Here is a 20,151-nt window from a genome sequence, read left to right as displayed (position 1 = left end):
ACTATTCATGAACGATCAAGTTGGATATGAACCTATAATACTTTCATCCCTAATATATGAAATTAACTCTGATATTAATCCATATTGCAAGCAGACTATTTGCTAAAATTATCCTACCACTAATTTTTCATTCACAAAACTACAGTTGCAATCCTTGGCTCAAAACAACAATTAGGACGTACACAGACAATCCTTACTCCGCTCGCTCTCTGGGGACCAACCTTCATATATGTTGCAATAACGCTGGTTTTACCGTGCAATCCTAGCGGACCGATATCCGCTTCATTCACTCTTCTAGTAATCTCCTGTTCCATTTCAGTCTGAACATCATATTTTCCATCCACCTGTGCTTGAAGCATCATGGAGGTAGCTTCATAATGACTACGTCCTACGCCCACCGCAAGTGTACATGGAGAACATCCCAGCGCCGCCACACCTTCTGTCGCCCACTTTACGATTTCATCTATAACCACCTGTGTGTTATGCTTGTGAAAAACGTGGCATGTCTTTCCTCGAATGGCAGGACCACCACCAAACATCAGAACATGCAGTCTTACCACGTTCTCCTCACATCTTCTGATGAGTATTGGTGCAGGCTCCACGCCGGCACTGTCCTGATTCAGGCCACCAGACTGGTTAATTCTGCGGCTGTCATCCCCCATAATCCCCATTGGTCTTCCCGGAAGGGTTCGCAAGCCCTCTACTATCCCTTCTTTGATCGCGTCCAGTATCCTACCGGTCACAACGGCATCCGATCCGATTTCCAAAACTATGTGAGGTATTCCGGTATCATCACAGAGTGGACTGTGATTCTTCTGAGCCACCTCAGCGTTCTCTAAGATTGTCTCTAAAATCCACTTTGCTTTTAGATTTGTCTCACCCTGGATCGCCCTCCTATAAGATTCCTTCTTATCCTCACGGAAGGTAGATCCAGCTTCTACCAGGGTAACCCGTACACGGGCAACGATCTCACTGTAATTTAACTCACTCATAAATGCTCCTTCCGTGTGCAGCAGCGATAATGGCTGGATATTGAACTATCTTTAACTGATAAAGTGCCTCCATGCCAAGCTCTTGGAAAGCAACAAGCTTTTGCTCAATCGTCTTATCTCCTAAAAGTGCGGTAACAGGAGGGATTACAGCATAGACAGCATTGTAGATATCTAAGGCTGCAATCGTTTCTTTATGTATCTCTCCCTTCCCAAGATGAAGCTTCACACCTGCCTTTGAGAGTGGTTCCATACTACTTTCAATCTCTAGCTTGTTACTAGATGTTGGTCCTACACCAGCAGGGCTTACTGCTGTGTGAAAAATAACTTTGCCTTTTAATTTGAGACCCAGCGTATCTACCTTTTCTTCCTCAATCAAATGGATTAACTTTGGAAGCACCGCATCTCTCCCACAGAGAATCTCACCTGTGATAAGGATTGTGTCTCCTATCTGCAATCTAGCTATGACATCATCAGAAATCGGTGTCTGTACATTTATAGCCATTATTTCCTCCAGTCTATACCTCAACATAATTGTATCCATTCTTCTACATAAAAGGTTTCTGCATTACAACCTTTTATTGACCTTCAAAGTCTTCTCAAGGTAACGATACAAATAATTATACGAAAAATAATTTTAACTATTTACTGCAAACAATTTTACGTAGGCACCTTCATTTTCAATTACGCCAAATGCACGTGCCCTATAATAAATTTTTACTGCCCAATTGGTATGTGGCTTTATCTCATTCATCTTGTTTGCCCCCGTTCCCTTAATTACTCCACCTTCTTTATGTCCCAAGATCATGCAGGCATCATCATACTCTTCCTTTGTAACTGCCATAAGTGCATTTACAAATTTGATATGAGTAGGATGGATTACAGTACGCCCCACAAAACCGTTCGCCTTATCAAGTATTACCTCACGAAGCAACCCATCAATCTCGTTATTCACAATAGGAATACGCTTCATCAAGTAGTCCTCCAGTCCGTGTTTAGGAAGTTCCTCAAACATCATCTCCTTTGGTGCACGAAAATATTCCCACACAGGACCAGAAATGACATAATCATTGTTACGTCCACATACATTAATGATATCAGCCAAACACTCCCGCACAGTCATGATATCATAGATAGAATAATCCACACCTCTTCTAACACCGAATACAGACGAAAAATCCGTACCCCCAACACGTACCTGTAAAACCAGATTACGATACTTATCAAGAATCTTCCTGATTCTAATCAATTCTGGCATTCTATTTTCCTTGTATGCCACCTTTGAATCCTCAATAATTGGCATGCCGTATAAAATTTCATTTAAACGCTCATTCAAATCCTGCAGAAACCCAAAATACTCATAGCCGTTCTCCGCATTGAACTTTGGAAAGTTAACACCACATAATGCACGTGCCTGCTTCTTAGTCAAACCATTACCAAAATGCTTAAACTGTGTTAAATTTCTAATACGTACAAAAATTAGCGGGATAGCATCGTCTGACAATGTTCCTTTATCAATCGCATCTGTGATAGTGTCTAATAAATGATATACATTCTGCTCTGCTTCCTCCACCCTGTCTTCAGGGCATGCATCTTCAAAACATAGTACAATCGTTGTTAGTCCGGGTATTGATTCGTTTAGAATCTTCGGCGCAAAATCCTTAATTCCTGGCATATACATCGTAGCTCCCAAACAGTACTGTAGCAATTCTCTATCCGTATACTTATTAAACTGCTCCGGCTCTACTACGAATCTGAAATTCTTATTATACTTATGGTGTCTCATAATTTATTGTTTTCCTCCTAATTGCTATATTAGCGTCCCTTTAGTAGACCACACTGCTTCAGGATAGTATTCGTCTATCATGCGCTTTACCAGCATGCACTGCTTCGCCCTCTTCTTTGCATCCTCAACTGTGCTATCCCAGTTATGTGTCACAGCAACGGAACCACCTGTCTTTAGATAAATCGGTGCTGCAATACGAATCATCTCTGGAACTTCATAATGGCGAATAAATCCCCCCGTGGATTTCGGATTTTCCGTATGAATATCGATAGGACAATCAATGGCCTGACGCATTGCAGCAAGCATCTGAAGCTGAATATCACGTACTGGATTGACAGAATCTGCACCAATATTCACTAACAGCTTTGCTGAAGCCGGATTGCCATGACCGGCGTGTGCAGAAACCTTGAAATGGCAGTCTGCTGGAATCTCATCAGCTTTTCTCATCTGATTTAATACCCATAGACATCCCTCATCATAGACAAGGAATCCACGGCAACCAAGTCTTGCGGCACGTTTTACATCCTCGATTGCACGAACGATTTGCTCCTGACCGCGGAGTCTATAGCCCATACGGACACCTTCCTCAGTATGTACAGAGGCAGAAGTATCTGTGGTTGCTCTCGGTCCGATTGCCAGAATCAAGTCGGTTTCCCACTTATGTGCAAGGTCTACCATCTTGCTGATCTCTTCATCTGTAAGGCACATGATGCCCTGTGTCTGAGTTACTCTGTGTAGGTAAAGGCCATAAGAATCCATAGACTCCAAAAGTGCCTGCATTACTTTAGGTCCTTGGATACCGGGAACCTCAAATCGGTACTGCCCACCATCCTTAAATCTCTTCTTCGATGTCGGAAGTTGGTAAGCATCTCCTCCCGGTAATCCCATCGACTGTAAAAATTCTCTTGTCTTGTCCATGCTATTCATTAGTATATGTTTCCTTTCTCTCGGAGCTTATGCTCCGTTTCTATTAGCATTCATCCATTCAACTCTTCTATCAAGGAATCTATAGCTCCCCTGTGTGAGAAGTTCAATGGCGGAAGGTTTCCTGCAAGCCCTTTATGGATTCGGATATCTATAAACGCTGCCTTTCCACAATCCTTTAGTTCCCTAATCGCCCTAATCAGATCATCCTTATTAGTTACTGGATGTCGAACAGTGGCATAACCACAGCCTTCTGCTATCTGTGTGAAATCGACCTTATGTCCTGCGGATGGTTGACCTCCTACGGACTCATGGGCTCCATTATTCAACACTATATGGATGAAATTTGGCACATTCAGCTTGCTTACCATAGTCAAGGCTCCCATATGCATCATGGCTGCACAATCGCCATCCAATACAACTACTTTTCGTTCAGGCTTTCCTAGAGCCATGCCCAGCGCAACCGAGGAAGCATGTCCCATAGAACCCACATTTAGAAAATCACATTCTTTCCCTTCTCCGCGTCTTTCCCGGAGGAAGAATAGTTCTCTTGTCGCCCTACCAGTTGTAGCTGAATAGATGGTATCCTTCGGAAACTGATCAAGAATCACCTCTATGGCATCTTCTCTGCTCATAGGATAAAAATTATCTTTATTGATCGTCTTCTCGCTGGCGGCCATCACACCTTTTGGTGCGATAAGGCCATAAGGTTGTCTGTGTTTTTTACAATAATTCACAGCTTCCTGAAGCGCTTCTGCAAATGCCACATCATCATCAGAGAGAATCGTATACGGAATATGCATGATATCCAAAAGTCCCGTTGTGATCTCTCCTTGTAGTTTATGTTGAGGGTGCTTTGGTTCTGTATTTCCCTGACCTCTCCATCCAATAAGCAAGAGCATAGGCACAGTGTACACATTCTTATCTACAAGAGATACCAGAGGATTAACCACGTTTCCCATTCCACTGTTTTGCATATACACAAGCGAGATTTCCTTAGTTGCAAAGTAGTGGCCGGCCGCTATTCCAACAGCATTTCCTTCATTGGCAGCAATAATATTTCTCTCTGGAAATTGCATCAAAGAATAGTTACAGAACCCATTCAGATAAGAATCTGGCACTCCTGTATAAAAAATCACACCCTGCGCTTCTAATTCTTCAAATACCTTTTTTTGATCTAGCATGTTGACTCCTTGTCAATCTTAACGATTTATTTTTTTCCTTTAAACAATGTAAAATATTCTGGACTATCTGCTCTACTCAACTCCCACGCTTTCTCAAATGCCCTCAGAATATCTTCCGGCAGTGGACCCGCCTTTACTGTTTCCATATTCTGCTTTAGATGTTCCAGCTTCGACGCCCCAATGATGATGGCATCTCCCCTGTCTCCATTTAACATGGAATGGTATACAAGCCAGCGATACGTCGCCTCTATCGTCGAAATTTCATACTTGCTAGCCACTACTTTTATGAGATTCACTGCTTCGAAATAACTCTTCTTCCAATATCTTCCCTGGTAATTAGGACGATGTGTAAATCTGCCGTCGGTAGGAATATCCTCAAATTTCTCATAGCGTCCCGTCAAAAGACCACCTGCCATCGGATTATATGCATAAAACCTCATTCCAAAATAGTTTAGAGCGTCATTAAGTTCAATCTCTGCTTTTCTCGTCAACGGATTGTAAATACCCTCAAATACTTTCGGCTTCACCCAACCATTCTTATCGCATATGTGCCACACATCTGCAACCATCCAGGCCGGGAAATTCGACAATCCAAGTTCCTTAAATTTACCCTGCGTATGAAGTTCTGCGCAAGCCTCCAACACAGACTCCACTGGTGTGAATGGATCCGGAAAATGTAAGAAAAAGGTATCCACATAATCCACTCCAAGCCGCTCTAGGGAACTATTCAATTGCAGATGTGCAGCCTCGCCATCCAACTTCCCACTGATGCGTGGATTTACCTTAGATGCAATTTTCACGTTGCTACGGTCAATCTTTTTTAAGATGTCACCTAACAACTTTTCACTCTGTCCTTCATTATATACGTAAGCTGTATCCAATTCATCAAATCCTGCATTTAAAAACATTGTGACAAACTGATCCGCATCTGGGTGAAATACGGATTCACCAAATGTCATGGTTCCCATAACTAAATTAATATGATTCATCACCGTAACCTCCTCTTTGATTGTAATAAAGCTCTCAAATCGTTACTATTCTTTCAATAATAGCACTGTACAGATTAGTGAAACTTAATCTTGAACAAAGCTTTAAGTAATCCTAAATTCAATACAATACAAACCGTTAATCCCGAAATAACATTTAAAATGTTAAACTGTATACTATTCTTAAAGCACATAACACACTGACACACTAGAATTATAATCACTATGATTATATGTTTCAAATCGTAGTGTATCTCAATAAATTTATTTAGTTTATAGACTCTAATCAGACACATAATCGTATATGCTAAAACTGAAGATATTGAAGCGGCATATAAGCCTAATACTCTTATTAGAATCAGATTTATCGTCAGATTTACAACCGCTGCAATCACAGTGGTTGTTCCAACTGCCTTTGTCTGCTTAATGGCAACAAAAATTCCTCCCCAGAAAGTTGATAAGCACAGAAAGAACATACCCATAAATAAAATAGGAATCTGGCTATAAGCCTCTTCGTAATCTCCTTGCACAAAAATCAGGAAGAGAACAGGTGTCATTCCAATTAAAACGGACATCATCCCTGAAATGATATCGAAGAGTACTCTAAACATATGCGAATAGTATTCTGAAGCATCTTCGTCTCCAACTGAAATCGATGCATTTTCCTGCCAAGCCATGTTAAACGTAGTTTGAGCCAAAGAAAGAATGGATGGTATTTTATAGGCAACAGAGTAAACTGCGTTAGCCGCAATTCCTAAAATTCCTGTTATAACAAATCTATCTGATGTATGAATGACCCACTGTGCTAAACTATTAGGAACCATTGGCCAAGAATACATTAGAAGCTCTTTTAATAATTTATAATCAAATTTACCCCATTTAATATACGTGAAAATTCTTCCTTTAATGAATAAATACATCATCGAACAAAATTCAGCTATGGTCACAGCTGCTAAAGCTCCTCCCAGTTCTTGATTTAAACCATATAGAAACAAAACCAGAAATATTATTTGTCCGAAACCACTAATAAATGCACTAACTGCATAATCTACATTCTTCAACAATCCTCTAATAATCTGACGATTGACAATAGAAACTATATCAAACAGATAATATGCACATAGTAAAATTCTAATTCTGTTTTGCATTGTTCCCAATACAAGAAATACTATAGTAAGACATATAACAGATGTCGCGAGCACAAATACATATATTGTCGTTATTAGTCTCTCCTGCTCATTCTTGTTTTTTTGGATATCAATCAAGAAACGAAAAGCCGCAGATTGAATTTGTACGGTTGCTAAAGGTAAGACTAATGACACAAGCGTTATAATTAAATCATATGTTCCATAGTCTGCTCTTGATAATTTAGCTGTCAAGATAGGGAGTGCAACAAAAATAGCAAGTTTAGGAAAAAACACGCCTAATCCTAATATTGCAGTGTTTTTTAACAATTTACCCTCTCTCTTCATTAAACTGACTTCTCCTCCTATACAAACTATTTTGGACTATGCATGATATTATATATATCGCAAAAATAATTATATCCTCAAATGGAATCTCAATAAAAGCGTATACCAAAACAAAAATTTGTATATATCCTGTTAATAATAATGTCCACTTCTCAACTGTATTATCTATTCTCTTTATTAAATTTCTGCATACAAACATCGCTCTAAACTGCATTACACCTATAGTAATTATATTGCACAGAAAACCTACAATACCTGTTTCACAGAGCCACTGCAAGTAGTCACAATTCACCTCATGATACTGTTTCATATGATATTTCTCAACAGTTAAAGCATTGAAATGTCTCCACCCTATTCCTAATATCGGGTTACTTTTCCACTCATTAAAAGCCATATCATAAATCTGGAAACGACCAGAATCCACACCATCACCCGAAAACAAACCTAAAATCAAGGTCCTAAATCTAGTAAAGAATTCTATTTCTGTATATGTTAAGACAAACTGGATAAATACAGCAAGGCCAATCACAACAAACAAGATTAATAAAAGTGACTGCAACCATTGTTTTCTAGATCCATATAAAACTAGAATCATTATTATTAATGACAATGCACCTATAACAAAAATCCCTCTTTTTCCTGTCATCAATAAAGAGACAAATAAGACTAATACAGGTGTATAGCATAGAATCCTTGTCTTATTCATAACATCCCATAGTACAATTCCGGCAATAGAAATACAAATCATAAATGCCGGCTCATGCGGGTTATAGAGTAATCCAAAAAAATATCCATATTTTGAATAAAGGCTATACGACCCTCTTGCAGTTTCATTAAGTAAAGAATAATAAGTGTTATCAAAGAAGGATTCAAAGAAGTAATGACAAAAAACCAATGCACTATTCACAATCCCAAAGAATATAAATAATTTCAAAACAGTCTTATATCTATATATAGGTTCATCAACAAAGAAAATAAAGGCTACTGTAAAAACAGTTATGGCTCCTCGCCCCCAAATACCAAAGGAAGAAGGGTGGATTATTAAACTAAATATAATATTTATAATGTATAAGATCCAAATTAGTCCTATTTTTTTAATTTTAAATCGATTAAAGAACAATAGAATACACAATAAGAACAGCAAAATGGTTGCCTCTATTATGGACTTATCTAAAATTCCTTCAAACAACCATTTCATATTTACTGTAAGCAACATGCATATCAAGCATATTATACTAACAGTATACTTTTTTTCTTGTTTTCTATTTAATCGCACCATGTAAAATTCCCTCTTACAGTAAAAGCTGGAGCTACCATTTTCCTTATCTTATCCATTGAAAAAAATCGTCGTATTTATTTCCTCATCCCCACCAAAACAAGAAACATAATCTATTATATCCCTAACTCTTTCTTCTTCTAAAATACCTGTGCTACATACCTTAAACTTATCCTTGAGATCACCAAAGGAAAGTGGATTTTCGGGATCACCTTTCGGTATTAATACCGTCTTTTCAATCACTTTATTATCCTGATGTACTTCCACCCGTACTCCTCGTATTCCCATTGTTTTATTTTCCAACCCTTCATCTGAAATAAGATGAATTTTACGAATCAAATCTACGACTCTCTCATTTAATATCGGTGGTTTCATGTAACGAATACCATATTCTCCATAAAGCAATGCAATTGCAAAAGTATAATATATAGAAAACTTGGTTTCATCTTCATCTTTAGGAAACATAATATGACCTGCAAGTTTTATTGCATTTGGGTAAATAAAAACGTCAACCCGCTCAATTTCCTTAAGAGATATTAAATCATGCAATGCAATCGCAGCTTCAATTCCACCATGCGTATGCCTACAGGATGGGAATAATTTAAAATAACATTCATGGATTAACCAATGTTTATTTTTAATTAAAAGTGACTCTGTATTAACCATATCAGCGACAGCATGAAACCATCCATTAGGACCTTCTAGAAAATTCAAAGGTCCTAGAACTCCAGCCTTGGCTAAACGAGCTGCAAAAACGCCTGTTTCCGCAGCTTTAGCAGGATTGATTGGCTTTATCATCTGTCTTGATTCGCTATAAGTTAGTAAACCGCTTGACATTGTACTTGCCAATGACATTGAATTTTCCATCATCTCTGCTGACAATCCCAGTATTTTTGCACATGCAGCAGCGCATCCAATTGCACCAGCTATTCCTGTTGAATGAAAACTTCTATTCACCATTCCTGGTTGTGCAGCTGATGAAACTCTTATATAAGCCTCATATCCACATACAATCGCTAGCATTACTTCATCTTGATTCTTCTTTTCGCTTTCTGCCAACGCTAAAACAGCTGGAATTACATGAACGCCCACATGCCCCATCGCCTTTCGATTTCCATCATCCAATTCAGCACCATGGCCATACAAAGCATTCATAAATGCTGCCTCTTTTGCCGGCAACTTTTGAGTATGGAGTAGAACCGAAGCTTCCTCCTTTCCTTTCTGGTCGAAAACAACTTTTTCAACACAAATATTAAACTTTCTATTTACTTGATATCCTGCATATGTTGCTGCCAAAAAATCCAACAACAGTTTTTTTATCTGTATTCTATCCTTATCTGACAAAGTACGAATATTAAACAAGAGAGTTGCCAACTCCTCCGATAGACTCATATGTAATCCCCCAAATTTATGAAAATATTAGTTCCTTTGTTAATCTTAGCTCTTTCTTCAAATGCTTCTTTCCGTCTGTTCCTAGAACCTCAACAGAATTATAGGTCGTAAAAATTTTATCTATTAATTCATCTATAGTTGCTGCATGATGAATGAAAAAAGCAACGCAACTTCCATTTGAACTTCCAGAAACAATTTCTGTACCAGACAATCTTGGAAACATAGCATTGCTGATAGTGCCATTATCCAACAATTCTTGATACCCTATTACCTTATCAAAAATACAAGGAGATGCATAAATAGTTGAAACCGTAGTGAAACTATCAGGTGCCTTAAATTCTATGATATTTGGAATATTCAAAAACGAATTAATTGTAGCCTCAAATTCATCTATTCCCGTATCATCATAAATTGCTTGATACCCATATCCTCCCGACATTCTTCCAGCAAACTCAATAACATTGATTTTATCCTCACAAACCATCACTTGCATAAACATTGGCACATTATCCAATTTAAACGCCCTTGTGATACAATTCGCAGTATCATGAATAATTTCTTTTGCCTTCTCGGAAATCAATGGCGGTGCAAATGTTGCAATCAGTTTTGTTACATGATCCTCAGATTGATTATCTGTACATCTTTTTGCAATCATCAATACATTTGCCCTTCCGTTTGTCGGGAAACAATAAACGTTATATTCTTTTCCTTTTGCCTCTTCCTCTACGATAACTCTTTTTCCAGGATATTTTTTCAATACTTGTTCAATACAGGACTTTACCTCCTCTATCGACGATGCCCTATTTACAGCATTAGACCCAGAACCTTCGCTTGATTTAACATATACAGGATATTTCAAACAAAAATCCCTTAAATCCTCATAGGAAGAAATACACATATATTTTGTAGTTGGCACATCATTTTGTACCATACATTCCTTCATGTACTCCTTATTTGAAATCTTATATGCGATTTCTGAACTATATGGATGCGGAAGGCCCAATTCTTCAGCTATTCTACATATTCCTGTGTTAACATGCTCTAGGCAAGCATTAATAATCAACGAAGCTTTTCGTTCTATTGCGAGGTTTTTAATAGCATCAAAATCAAATATGCTTATTTGAACATGTTCATCTGCATAATGCTTCGCCCTAGGCTCATCTAGATAATCAACTAAAATCGTATAATACTGTCTTCTTTTTAAACGCTTAATTAGCGGTATGTGGTTTTGAATGCCACCTACTACTATAGCAACTTTCACATTCACGTCGCTCCATCCTCCTTCTTATCGGCATATAACTTTAACGCAATAGACATACTAATTGCGTGTCCCCCTTCATCATATCCCACAAAATAGGACGCTGCGTTGCCATTTGCCTGATGTTCTCTTTGTCTCATTGAGAACACCATCTTCACCAAGTGAAAAATCAACTTTATATCAGTCAAAAAACTTACATTTTCCACGTACCATACATCATTCTCAAATTGAATATGATACTGGGATAAATCCTCACCCTGCAATTTAATTAACCGCGGACATTCCAATCCCGGCCGTATCGCATTCCGCATTTTATGCCGCTCGCTCATTCGATCATAAAAAAATACTGGCAATGGCCTAGGTCCTATTATAGACATATCACCCTTTATAACACTCCAAAAATTCAAAAGTTCATCTAATGAGTATTTCCGCATTATCTTTCCAAATTTTGTAACTCTTTTATTTGCTGGTAGTAGCCTTCCATTTTCATCTGTATTATTATTCATGTTTCTGAATTTGACCAGAAGAAATGGATTTCCATTCCTTCCACAGCGAGACTGCATATAAAATATAGGATGTCCTACATCGAAGAAGGTACAAATTACAAATAAAAGATTTATAGGAAGCAAAACCAAAAAAATCGGAACTGCAACAATAATATCCAGAACTCGCTTTATATATCTTGTGTATATTGAATTTTTTGGATGAACCTCCAAAGGTTTATCATTTGTTCTATCAAGATTCTTTTTTAAATACTCTACAATCTCTTCCTCTTTATTTGAAATCAAATTAAGGTTTCCTTGAAGATTTTCAATCTTATGATTAATTTTCACTTTATACCTCATAATTTACTAAAAAATAATTTCCAAGGTTTCATAAACATTAGTTCGTCCACCAAAACTTTCTTTTTGTGAAATCAAACCTTCATTTAAGAATCTACCATCATCCTCTGTTGATTTTCCAAAATCTAACCATAACTTTGTCGGCCTATATTTCTCTATCGCCTCTGCAATAACCAAGTCCAAAGCACCAATTTCTCTTGCCTTATCATCTGCCGCCAAATACTGCAAATGAATAACTTGACCATATTCATAGACTATCGCTCCAGCAATTATTGTGTACTCATATATTGCTGCATAAAGATGAATATGTTCTGGAAACCGACTATGTAGCAAAGCCATTTCTTCCCCCGTATGAGTTGCGGTTGCACCGTAATGTTCGCTTAATACCCTATTCTCAAGGTTTATAAACTCACAATAATCATCGTGATCATTGAGTTCCTTTACAACAACACCCTCACGTTTCGCCCTAGATATTTGCGATTTCCGCCCTTTTGGCATTTTTAATGGCTTTCGTAAATTAATTACTGTTGCTGCCTCAACTTTAGATATTTGTGCCCCATGTAAAAATAACGCATAAATATCTTCTTCTGATGGCTGTTCATGATACATATGTGGAATATGTTTATAAACAATTCTCTTAATGCCTTTACCTTTCGCATATGATATTAACTCAGAAGTACAATCATTTATCGTATGTTGTTTTACATTTGTACTTTCAATAAACCCCCCAAAAGTAAGTCCCTCATGAGTTATAAGTTTATCGTTCCTCACGTTCATAGGTAATAACGCAACCAACTTGTTCTCATCATAAAACATCAGCGAATTATCTTGAAATCTATCCTCATGATATTCCATATATTTTCGATTAAACATAAAAAGTGGATTCTTGCTGTTCTCTATGAACTGATCCCAAACCTTTTCATTCTCTTTTGAATACTGTTTTATCTTAATCAATTTATTTTCCCCCCCAAATAAGGTATCATCTCAATACTGATTAATCACATCAATTACATACTGCACTTCTTCGTTCGTCAGTCCAGCGTAAATTGGCAGGCTGATTTCCTGCTTTGCGTTTCGCTCAGCGTTGGGGAAATCGCTCCATGCGTACCCCCAATCCTTGTAGCACTCGGCCACATAGGGCGGAATCGGATAATGTACCTGTGTCTTGATTCCATTTTGGCTCAAATACTCCCGGAATGCATCCCTCTCCTCCACAAGAATAGGGAACAGATGATACACATGATATACATTCTCATACACAGCAGGAATCGTGATTTTCGAATTATGGATTCCATCCATGTACATCTGTGCCTGACGACGTCTTTCGGTATTGCCCTCATCCAAATGGGTTAGCCCCACCTGTAGAACAGCAGCCTGCACTTCGTCCATTCGACTGTTTATACCTTTGATTTCATTGTGATACTTAATCTTGCTGCCATAATTTCTAAGAAGACGAATTCTCTCCGCTAAGGCATCGTCATTAGTAATAATCGCACCTGCATCTCCCAGAGCACCTAGAGGCTTTGTGGGATAGAAGCTAAAGCAACCAATATCCCCGAAGGTGCCTGCCAGTTTGCCCTCAAATGTTGATCCAAGGCACTGGGCACAGTCTTCTATCACCTTGAGATTATATATCCTTTTGAGTTCCATAATCTTGTCCATTCGGTTGCTTTGACCAAATAAATGTACAGGAAGAATAGCTTTAGTTTTATCTGTAATTTTTTCCTTTATTAAATCTACATTTATCTCCATATGCTCATCCATATCCACAAACACAGGAGTGGCTCCATTCTCCGTCACTCCAATTACAGAAGCAATGTAGGTTCCAGCAGGAATAATCACCTCATCCCCAGAGGTAAATCCCAAGGCCCGGCAAGCAAGAATTAGAGCATCCGTTCCGGAATTTAATGCAACACAATGCTTCACCCCCATATAGGCCGCAAACTTTTGCTCAAAAGTCTCCATCTCTTTTCCGAGAATATACCACCCAGAGTTCAAAGCTCGTAGAGCCGCCTCTTCATACTCAGCCTTATATAAATCAAAGGTTTTCTTCAAAACTACCGACTGTACTACCATTGCAATTCATGTCCTTTCATTGTGTATTGGATTTTATCTCATGCATTTCTTTTACAAAGGTATCAAAATCTCTGACATACTCAGTAGCATCATAATATTCATTCGTTATCACCATCAGTACAGAATCCTCTGTAAAATCATACATTTCCTTCCATGTCATTCTTGGTAGATATACCCCTTTATTTGGGTAATTCAGTTCGTATACAGACTCATTCCTGTCTTCATCAATAACCTTGACCTTGTTTTTGCCAGAAACATTGAAGAGTACTAGTTCTGATTTTCGATTAGAATGTTTTCCCCGTATTAAACCGCTATTCCCCTTCCCGAAGATATAAAAGACTCTTTTAATCTCAAAAGGAATATCCAACTCTCCTTCAATCACCACAGACTTGGATTGGGTCTTATTGGGATTCATGAACGGGAACTTTAGCATACGAACTGTTCCTATTTCCGGCTGGTAATCCACCCCCCCTCAAAGGTATTTGTGTCTGCTTCTGCATCATTGCCTACTTCTTTTCTATACTGTAAATATTCGTCATAGCTACGAATATACTCTTCTGAATCATAGTATTCTGACGCCGCTACACACAACACAGAATCATCCTGTTTCCAAATCATTTCTCTCCATAATCCCGGATAGAGTACTAGCCCCTTTGACGGATGATCCAGTGTAACTACCCGCTTTTCTTCCCCGTCAGTTATGATAATGTCAATTACGCCATAGGGACAAAATAAAAGCTGCCAGTTTTTCTTATGTGCGTGGAAACCGCGATGCTGATTTTCCTCCGTCTTATAAATACAATAGATTCTCTTAATCGCAAACGGAATATCCCGCTCTGCTTCTATAAAGGTTAACCCGCCTAATTTTTCATCCTCATTTGTAACAGTTTTTAAATTTACTATCTCATACTTCATTTTTTGTCTCTTCGCCCTCACGTATTCTTTTGTTGTTTTATGTATCTGGATATCTTGGCTACACTTATTGATACTTACCCATTCCCATACATCTTCTCGTAATAATTCTGGTGTACCCTAAAGATGATGATCTTCCACCACTCCATACTACAGAATGGCCTTCCGAATGCCATCCTTAGACGTAGTCTCTGACAACGAGCCAAGATCCGTGTAAATCTTGGACATTCCGATGACATAGCGAATATTGATTATATTACTCAAATCATTATTCCAAATTTTGGTCCCATATACTATTATTAAGCCATTAATAAATTAGTACTAACATTTATAGATGTTGTAATAAACAAAATCCATATTTGATCTGACAGAGTTTCCTTGTTTCTAGCATTCCACCTCATAACAGATTAAACATTATAAAATATCGTTCCTAATCAAAAACTTTCACTTATTTCAATTTAATATTAATTGCTATACTTTACGACACTGTGACAGCAGACATCAATTGAAGAACTCACCACTTAGCTTATTCCTCCTCTCACTCCTCCACCTTCACCACCAACTCCCTTACCTCCGACCGGTTCCCATCCGAATCCACCGTATACAACCTCACCGGATACTCTCCCGCCGCATTCAGATCCACATGCCCTTCCAGCTTCAAATTATTATAAAGAGTATTATAGTCATCCCTATCATCCGACATCGCCGCTATTACCTGCCCCCAGTTCGGAGCCGTACCCATTTTCGTATTTACCACATCCCCGTTCATCTCCAGCACCGGATTCGGCCCGGCCTGCGGTTCTTCTCCCCGTTCTCCCTGTTCTCCCTGCTCCTCCTGCCTTCCATCGTCCCCCGCATTCTCTCCATTTGCATCGTCCCCTTCTTCCTCATCCCTGTCCTCCTCTGCCTCAGAGCTGCTTTCCCCTTCACCTTCTGTCTCAGATTCACTCATTCCACTTTCCTCTGTCCCCTTCCCCTCTTCCAATCCTTCACCCATAACAGGCAGCACATCCGCTCCCTGGTTACTTCCTGTCGTCGTAAACATCCGGGAAGCCTTCCCCACGTTATTCGCACTGTCCCGCGCCACATAAGTCACTATCACTTCTTTCCCGTTCGTACCCGCTATCTTCTCCACCAGCAGACTGTCGCTCACATCCCCGTCCTTTTCATCCACAGCGGTTACTCCCTGCAGCAGCAGCGCTTCGTCCATTCCTTCTTCATACCCCGCCAGATTCTCTCCAAAGGAAATCACCGGCGGCGTCCTGTCTTTCCCCAAATACAGAAACAGACACACGGCCAGGAGAACGATATCTATCCCTCCGATTATGAATACGACTCTTTTTATATCCATCTTCCCGCCTCCCTTTATTTCAGTTCTTCTATCGGTTCCGTATCCTCTGCCAGCTGTACCATGTCTATATCAAGCTGGATCATATCATCATCCGGAATCGCATTTTCTTCCACAGTTTTTTCTTTCCCGGGCTCTGTACTGTTTTTAGCTTCATGGGAATGGTCATTGGCATCCCCCTTTACCGTCCTGGCCCCCTTAGGTCCTTTCTGCACTACCGCCGCATGCAGACCGCCCTCTTCATTATTTCCGTAATACTTTCCATAATATTTGCCGTAATATTTCCCGTAATAAGCGCCGTAATATCCCTTGCCGCTCATATTTACCTTATTCAGGATCACCCCCAGGATCTTGCAGTCCACCTTCTCCAGCTGCTCCTTTACCTTCTGCGCAAATTTATAGCTGATAGCCCCGCTCTCTATCACGATAACCGTCCCATCACAATGCTGGGCAGCAACCGCACCGTCAATTACACTGCCTAACGGCGGCGTATCCACAATTACATAATCATATTCCTTACGCAGATACTCCAGCAGAAGCCGGAAGGCATCATTCCCGAGAAGTTCGCTGGGGTTCGGCGGTACCGGTCCGGAGAAAATGACATAAAAATCAGGGATATTGGTTTTGCAGGATATATCTGTTATCGATGCCTGGCCGCTCAGATAGTGGGACAGCCCATGCCTGGAGGCGTTGCTCTTGTAGCGTCCTTTTAATACGGATTTCCGAAGATCCGCATCCACCAGGATAACCTTTTTCCCACCCTCCGCAATAGACATGGCCAGCTGGAAGGACACACTCGTTTTTCCTTCGTTCGGAGTACTGCTGGTTACCGATATCACTCTTCTGTCCTTCCCTGAAAATTCCAGGTTGGTCCGCAGGGTTTTATAGCTTTCTTTTGTCCGAAAATCCAGTTTTTCTATGGCATTAAATGTTACTGTCTGCATGGTTTTCCCTTACTCCTTTATCTGTTGTTCCTCTCTGTTAAGCTAAATTTCCCGCAGCTTGCTTTGGAATTTCTGATTTTACAGCCGCATCGGTTTTATTTCCGGACATGATAACAGCAGAAAAGTAACCGCTCCTTCGGTACTCTTTCCTGCCCGTCATTACCTGATACCTCCGTCAGCCGGTACCGTTACTACAGTTACTTGCCGGATGGAGCTTTAGCTTCTCTTCACTTTTTTCTTTTTCTTCTTAGGCTCTGTCTCGCCTTCATTCAACGGGATTACCGCCAGGGTAGAAAGCTGCAGGTATTTTTCCACGTCCTCCGGCGTTTTCACCGTGTCATCCATCAGGAAACGAACCAGTACAATCGCAATCATCAGAAAGACGCCGAGCACGCCCCCGATTAACGTGTTCTTCAGCACACTGGGACCGGCTTTTTTCATAGGCATATTTGCTGTTTCCGCCACATTTACCGCCTGGATATCCATCACGTTCATAATGTGCACCGCAGCGACCTCCCGGATCGCATTGGCAGTCTGCATCGCCAATACGGGATCCGAATCTGTAACCGTTATGGCCAGGATACGGGTGTCCGTAGGTGTTGTCACGGAAACCTTCTTTTTCATCTCCTCATAACTCAGATCCATACCCATTCCCTGAACGACTTCTTCCAGAACAAAACGGCTCTGGATAAGTTCTGCATAATCTTTCGTCAGCTGGGTTCCCAACTGAATATCCGAATAGGTCACCGCATTATTGTCCTGCTTATTCAGGATATAAATCTTGGTAGTGGACTCATATTTGGGCACGCCAAAGAGCTGGGTAACCAGAAAGGCCCCCAGTGCCGCCATAATTCCCACGGAAACGATCAATGCCAGATTATGTATCAAAACCAGGCAGATTTCCCACAAATCAATTTCTATTTCATCTGTCTGACGTATTGTATTTTCTTCCATAAAACGGTTTTCTCCTGTGTATATATTTCCATTTTTATATCTTCACGAACAACAGCCTTTATTCCTGGGCTCAATAAGCCAAACGGTATTATCCGCAGAGAACGGAAGGTACTCTTGTTCATTTGCCTTCTGTTCAACATTCTTTTACAACAACAGCTTGTCCTGCAGTATACATCCCGGATTCTCAACCAGCAGTTTTCTTGCCTCATCCGTTCCCCATTTTTTTTCCAGGTATGCAGCACATTTCTTTATCCGTGGTGCACGGCCTCCATCACTATGGGTATCCGTTGCTGCAAAATCAACCAGTCCCAGTTTCAAAATCTTTTTTACTACGTTTTTAACCGCCAGTCCCTGTTCTCCGGATACACTCGATGCATTTATCTGAAAAAAGCATCCTGTATCGTCTTTCAGTTCTCTTGCTTTTTCCAAATTCTTTACCACATTGGCATATCTCTCCACATGGGCCAATATAGGCCAGTATCCAAAGGAAGCCACTCTTCCGAGAGCGTCACGGATATAGTTATAATCTTCGCCCGGCAGGAACTCTATCAGTGCATAATGGGAATCTGCCATGGTTCTTATTTTTCCGGCTTCCAGCAGTTCCGCCAGGCCGTGCCTGTAAAAAATTTCATTTCCCGGATAAAGCTTAACCGGAATTTTTAACTTCTCCGCTTCTTCCTGCAAAATCCGGATCCGTTTTGTTATACCTTCCGGTGTTACACATTTGCGATCTGCTTTCTGGTGAGGTGTGGCAATCATGCCTGTAATTCCTTCCGATGCCGCTATTTCCAGCATTTTGAGGGATTGTTCCATAGAGCGGGCTCCGTCATCCACACACGGAATTATATGAGAATGTATATCGATAATTTCTTCCATACGTGTTACGTTTTTTGTAATTTGCTTTTTCCCTTTCGTATTATTTTCTTCTGGATTCAGAAAATTTACAAACCTACGTTTAAAACTATTATATTATATACGTTTTAAACAGGTGTTGTCAAACCCCATTTTACAAAATAATTCCCTTACGGGTATTTTTTTGGTAGTAAATGGAATAGGAAAGGCATTTCAGTACCATAGCAATAATATGTGTTTTTTGTTATAATATTGAAATCATTGTCATATTTGTATATTTATGGATGTTTATAATGGTTATCATTAAGCATCAACCACAAAAGGTACCCCGTAACTTATAACCTGTAACCAACTGTCAGGAGGAAATTGCAATGTCTGATACCTACAATAGACTTGCTGCAGGCGAACGGCTACGTTTAAAACGTACCTTACTGGGGATGACACAGGAAGAAATGGCAGAAAGAATCGGCAGAGTGCCGAAATACTATGCCGACATTGAACGAGGTAGCTGCGGAATGTCAGTGGAGACATTAATGGCCTTGTCTCACTCCTTAAACATGTCGCTGGATTATATTATTTTTGGCAATGAAGCCAATAAGAATGTCCAAAGGCATCAGGATGAAGTGAGCGCCATTCTTGATATACTTGATAATTTTCCGGTTCAAAAAAGAGACTATGCTCTCAGACTGCTGAAGCTATTCATAGCGGCGTGCAGTAACTAATTTGAAAAAATTACTAAATAAAAGTTTTAATGTTTACCTTTATGTACTACTCTTCTGTAGTATATTTCTTCATGTCAGTCATCTTAGTAAGGAACCTCGCAAGTCTTAAAGTCTGTAAAAGGCAGAGCGGTCTCACCGTCTCTGCCTGTCATCAACCAAAATATTCCGCTTATCAGCGGAAAATCGGGTAGGAGGTAAATAATTATTTTATTTACCGTCCTCCCACACCACCGT

Annotated in this window: 21 protein-coding genes; 1 reads left to right on the top strand and 20 read right to left on the bottom strand. The window is 39.7% G+C overall.

Going from position 1 to position 20,151, the window contains the following annotated elements; all coding sequences use genetic code 11:
* Nucleotides 1-131 precede the first annotated feature (131 nt).
* The 20 genes from DXA36_RS29060 to DXA36_RS28970 form a co-directional block, all read right to left on the bottom strand.
* Nucleotides 132-992 carry a fumarate hydratase gene (locus DXA36_RS29060; protein WP_118682757.1) on the bottom strand — a complete coding sequence of 287 codons (861 nt, stop codon included), beginning with the start codon at nt 990-992 and terminating at the stop codon, nt 132-134.
* A complete protein-coding gene (locus DXA36_RS29055) occupies nt 985-1,494 on the bottom strand; it encodes a fumarate hydratase C-terminal domain-containing protein (RefSeq protein ID WP_118682756.1) in 510 nt (169 codons plus the stop codon). Before DXA36_RS29055 ends, DXA36_RS29060 begins: the two co-directional genes overlap by 8 nt.
* 132 nt (nt 1,495-1,626) lie before the next feature.
* Nucleotides 1,627-2,775 carry an HpcH/HpaI aldolase/citrate lyase family protein gene (locus DXA36_RS29050; protein WP_118682755.1) on the bottom strand — a complete coding sequence of 383 codons (1,149 nt, stop codon included), beginning with the start codon at nt 2,773-2,775 and terminating at the stop codon, nt 1,627-1,629.
* Between the two features lie 24 nt (nt 2,776-2,799).
* Nucleotides 2,800-3,702: a peptidase gene (locus DXA36_RS29045; protein WP_118682754.1), complete on the bottom strand. Its 903-nt coding sequence runs from the start codon at nt 3,700-3,702 to the stop codon at nt 2,800-2,802.
* 50 nt (nt 3,703-3,752) lie between these two features.
* On the bottom strand, nt 3,753-4,883 hold the full coding sequence (gene aepY / locus DXA36_RS29040; RefSeq protein ID WP_118682753.1) for a phosphonopyruvate decarboxylase: 1,131 nt from the start codon (nt 4,881-4,883) through the stop codon (nt 3,753-3,755).
* Nucleotides 4,884-4,909: 26 nt separating this feature from the next.
* Nucleotides 4,910-5,872: an aldo/keto reductase family protein gene (locus tag DXA36_RS29035; protein ID WP_207666386.1), complete on the bottom strand. Its 963-nt coding sequence runs from the start codon at nt 5,870-5,872 to the stop codon at nt 4,910-4,912.
* A 74-nt stretch (nt 5,873-5,946) separates the two neighbouring features.
* Nucleotides 5,947-7,341, bottom strand: a complete 1,395-nt coding sequence (locus DXA36_RS29030) for an oligosaccharide flippase family protein (RefSeq protein ID WP_118682752.1) — start codon at nt 7,339-7,341, stop codon at nt 5,947-5,949.
* On the bottom strand, nt 7,325-8,620 hold the full coding sequence (locus DXA36_RS29025) for an O-antigen ligase family protein (RefSeq protein ID WP_118682751.1): 1,296 nt from the start codon (nt 8,618-8,620) through the stop codon (nt 7,325-7,327). The genes DXA36_RS29030 and DXA36_RS29025 overlap by 17 nt, the downstream gene beginning before the upstream one ends.
* Nucleotides 8,621-8,668: 48 nt before the next feature.
* The gene (locus DXA36_RS29020) at nt 8,669-10,009 is read right to left on the bottom strand and encodes an MmgE/PrpD family protein (RefSeq protein WP_118682750.1); all 1,341 of its coding nucleotides are present in this window, start codon (nt 10,007-10,009) and stop codon (nt 8,669-8,671) included.
* Nucleotides 10,010-10,025: 16 nt separating this feature from the next.
* On the bottom strand, nt 10,026-11,276 hold the full coding sequence (locus DXA36_RS29015; protein WP_118682749.1) for an ATP-grasp domain-containing protein: 1,251 nt from the start codon (nt 11,274-11,276) through the stop codon (nt 10,026-10,028).
* Nucleotides 11,273-12,100, bottom strand: coding sequence for a sugar transferase (locus tag DXA36_RS29010; RefSeq protein ID WP_182479310.1), 828 nt, complete (start codon nt 12,098-12,100; stop codon nt 11,273-11,275). The genes DXA36_RS29015 and DXA36_RS29010 overlap by 4 nt, the downstream gene beginning before the upstream one ends.
* Nucleotides 12,101-12,118: 18 nt before the next feature.
* Nucleotides 12,119-13,063, bottom strand: a complete 945-nt coding sequence (locus DXA36_RS29005; protein ID WP_118682747.1) for a GNAT family N-acetyltransferase — start codon at nt 13,061-13,063, stop codon at nt 12,119-12,121.
* A 30-nt stretch (nt 13,064-13,093) separates the two neighbouring features.
* Nucleotides 13,094-14,185: a DegT/DnrJ/EryC1/StrS family aminotransferase gene (locus DXA36_RS29000; RefSeq protein WP_118682746.1), complete on the bottom strand. Its 1,092-nt coding sequence runs from the start codon at nt 14,183-14,185 to the stop codon at nt 13,094-13,096.
* A gap of 16 nt (nt 14,186-14,201) precedes the next feature.
* Entirely contained in the window at nt 14,202-14,651 is a 450-nt protein-coding gene (locus DXA36_RS28995) for a sugar 3,4-ketoisomerase (protein WP_243114772.1), read from the bottom strand.
* The gene (locus DXA36_RS28990) at nt 14,630-15,100 is read right to left on the bottom strand and encodes a sugar 3,4-ketoisomerase (protein WP_118682744.1); all 471 of its coding nucleotides are present in this window, start codon (nt 15,098-15,100) and stop codon (nt 14,630-14,632) included. Before DXA36_RS28990 ends, DXA36_RS28995 begins: the two co-directional genes overlap by 22 nt.
* 535 nt (nt 15,101-15,635) lie before the next feature.
* Nucleotides 15,636-16,448 carry a hypothetical protein gene (locus tag DXA36_RS28985; RefSeq protein ID WP_118682743.1) on the bottom strand — a complete coding sequence of 271 codons (813 nt, stop codon included), beginning with the start codon at nt 16,446-16,448 and terminating at the stop codon, nt 15,636-15,638.
* Between the two features lie 14 nt (nt 16,449-16,462).
* Nucleotides 16,463-17,389 (bottom strand): CpsD/CapB family tyrosine-protein kinase, encoded by a 927-nt coding sequence (locus DXA36_RS28980; protein ID WP_118682742.1) that lies wholly within the window; start codon nt 17,387-17,389, stop codon nt 16,463-16,465.
* Nucleotides 17,390-17,426: 37 nt separating this feature from the next.
* Complete coding sequence (locus DXA36_RS33905; RefSeq protein ID WP_279221571.1) at nt 17,427-17,549, bottom strand: hypothetical protein; 123 nt, start codon at nt 17,547-17,549, stop codon at nt 17,427-17,429.
* Between the two features lie 56 nt (nt 17,550-17,605).
* Nucleotides 17,606-18,343 (bottom strand): YveK family protein, encoded by a 738-nt coding sequence (locus DXA36_RS28975; RefSeq protein ID WP_118682741.1) that lies wholly within the window; start codon nt 18,341-18,343, stop codon nt 17,606-17,608.
* A 144-nt stretch (nt 18,344-18,487) separates the two neighbouring features.
* A complete protein-coding gene (locus DXA36_RS28970; protein WP_118682740.1) occupies nt 18,488-19,219 on the bottom strand; it encodes a CpsB/CapC family capsule biosynthesis tyrosine phosphatase in 732 nt (243 codons plus the stop codon).
* A 347-nt stretch (nt 19,220-19,566) separates the two neighbouring features.
* On the opposite strand from DXA36_RS28970, the gene DXA36_RS28965 reads away from it, so the two are divergent.
* The gene (locus DXA36_RS28965; RefSeq protein WP_118682739.1) at nt 19,567-19,917 is read left to right on the top strand and encodes a helix-turn-helix domain-containing protein; all 351 of its coding nucleotides are present in this window, start codon (nt 19,567-19,569) and stop codon (nt 19,915-19,917) included.
* Nucleotides 19,918-20,151: the final 234 nt, after the last annotated feature.

This window comes from Eisenbergiella sp. OF01-20 (assembly GCF_003478085.1).
Taxonomy (GTDB): domain Bacteria; phylum Bacillota; class Clostridia; order Lachnospirales; family Lachnospiraceae; genus Eisenbergiella.
Note: the sequence above shows the minus strand (reverse complement) of the source record. Positions and strands in the feature narration are given on the sequence as shown.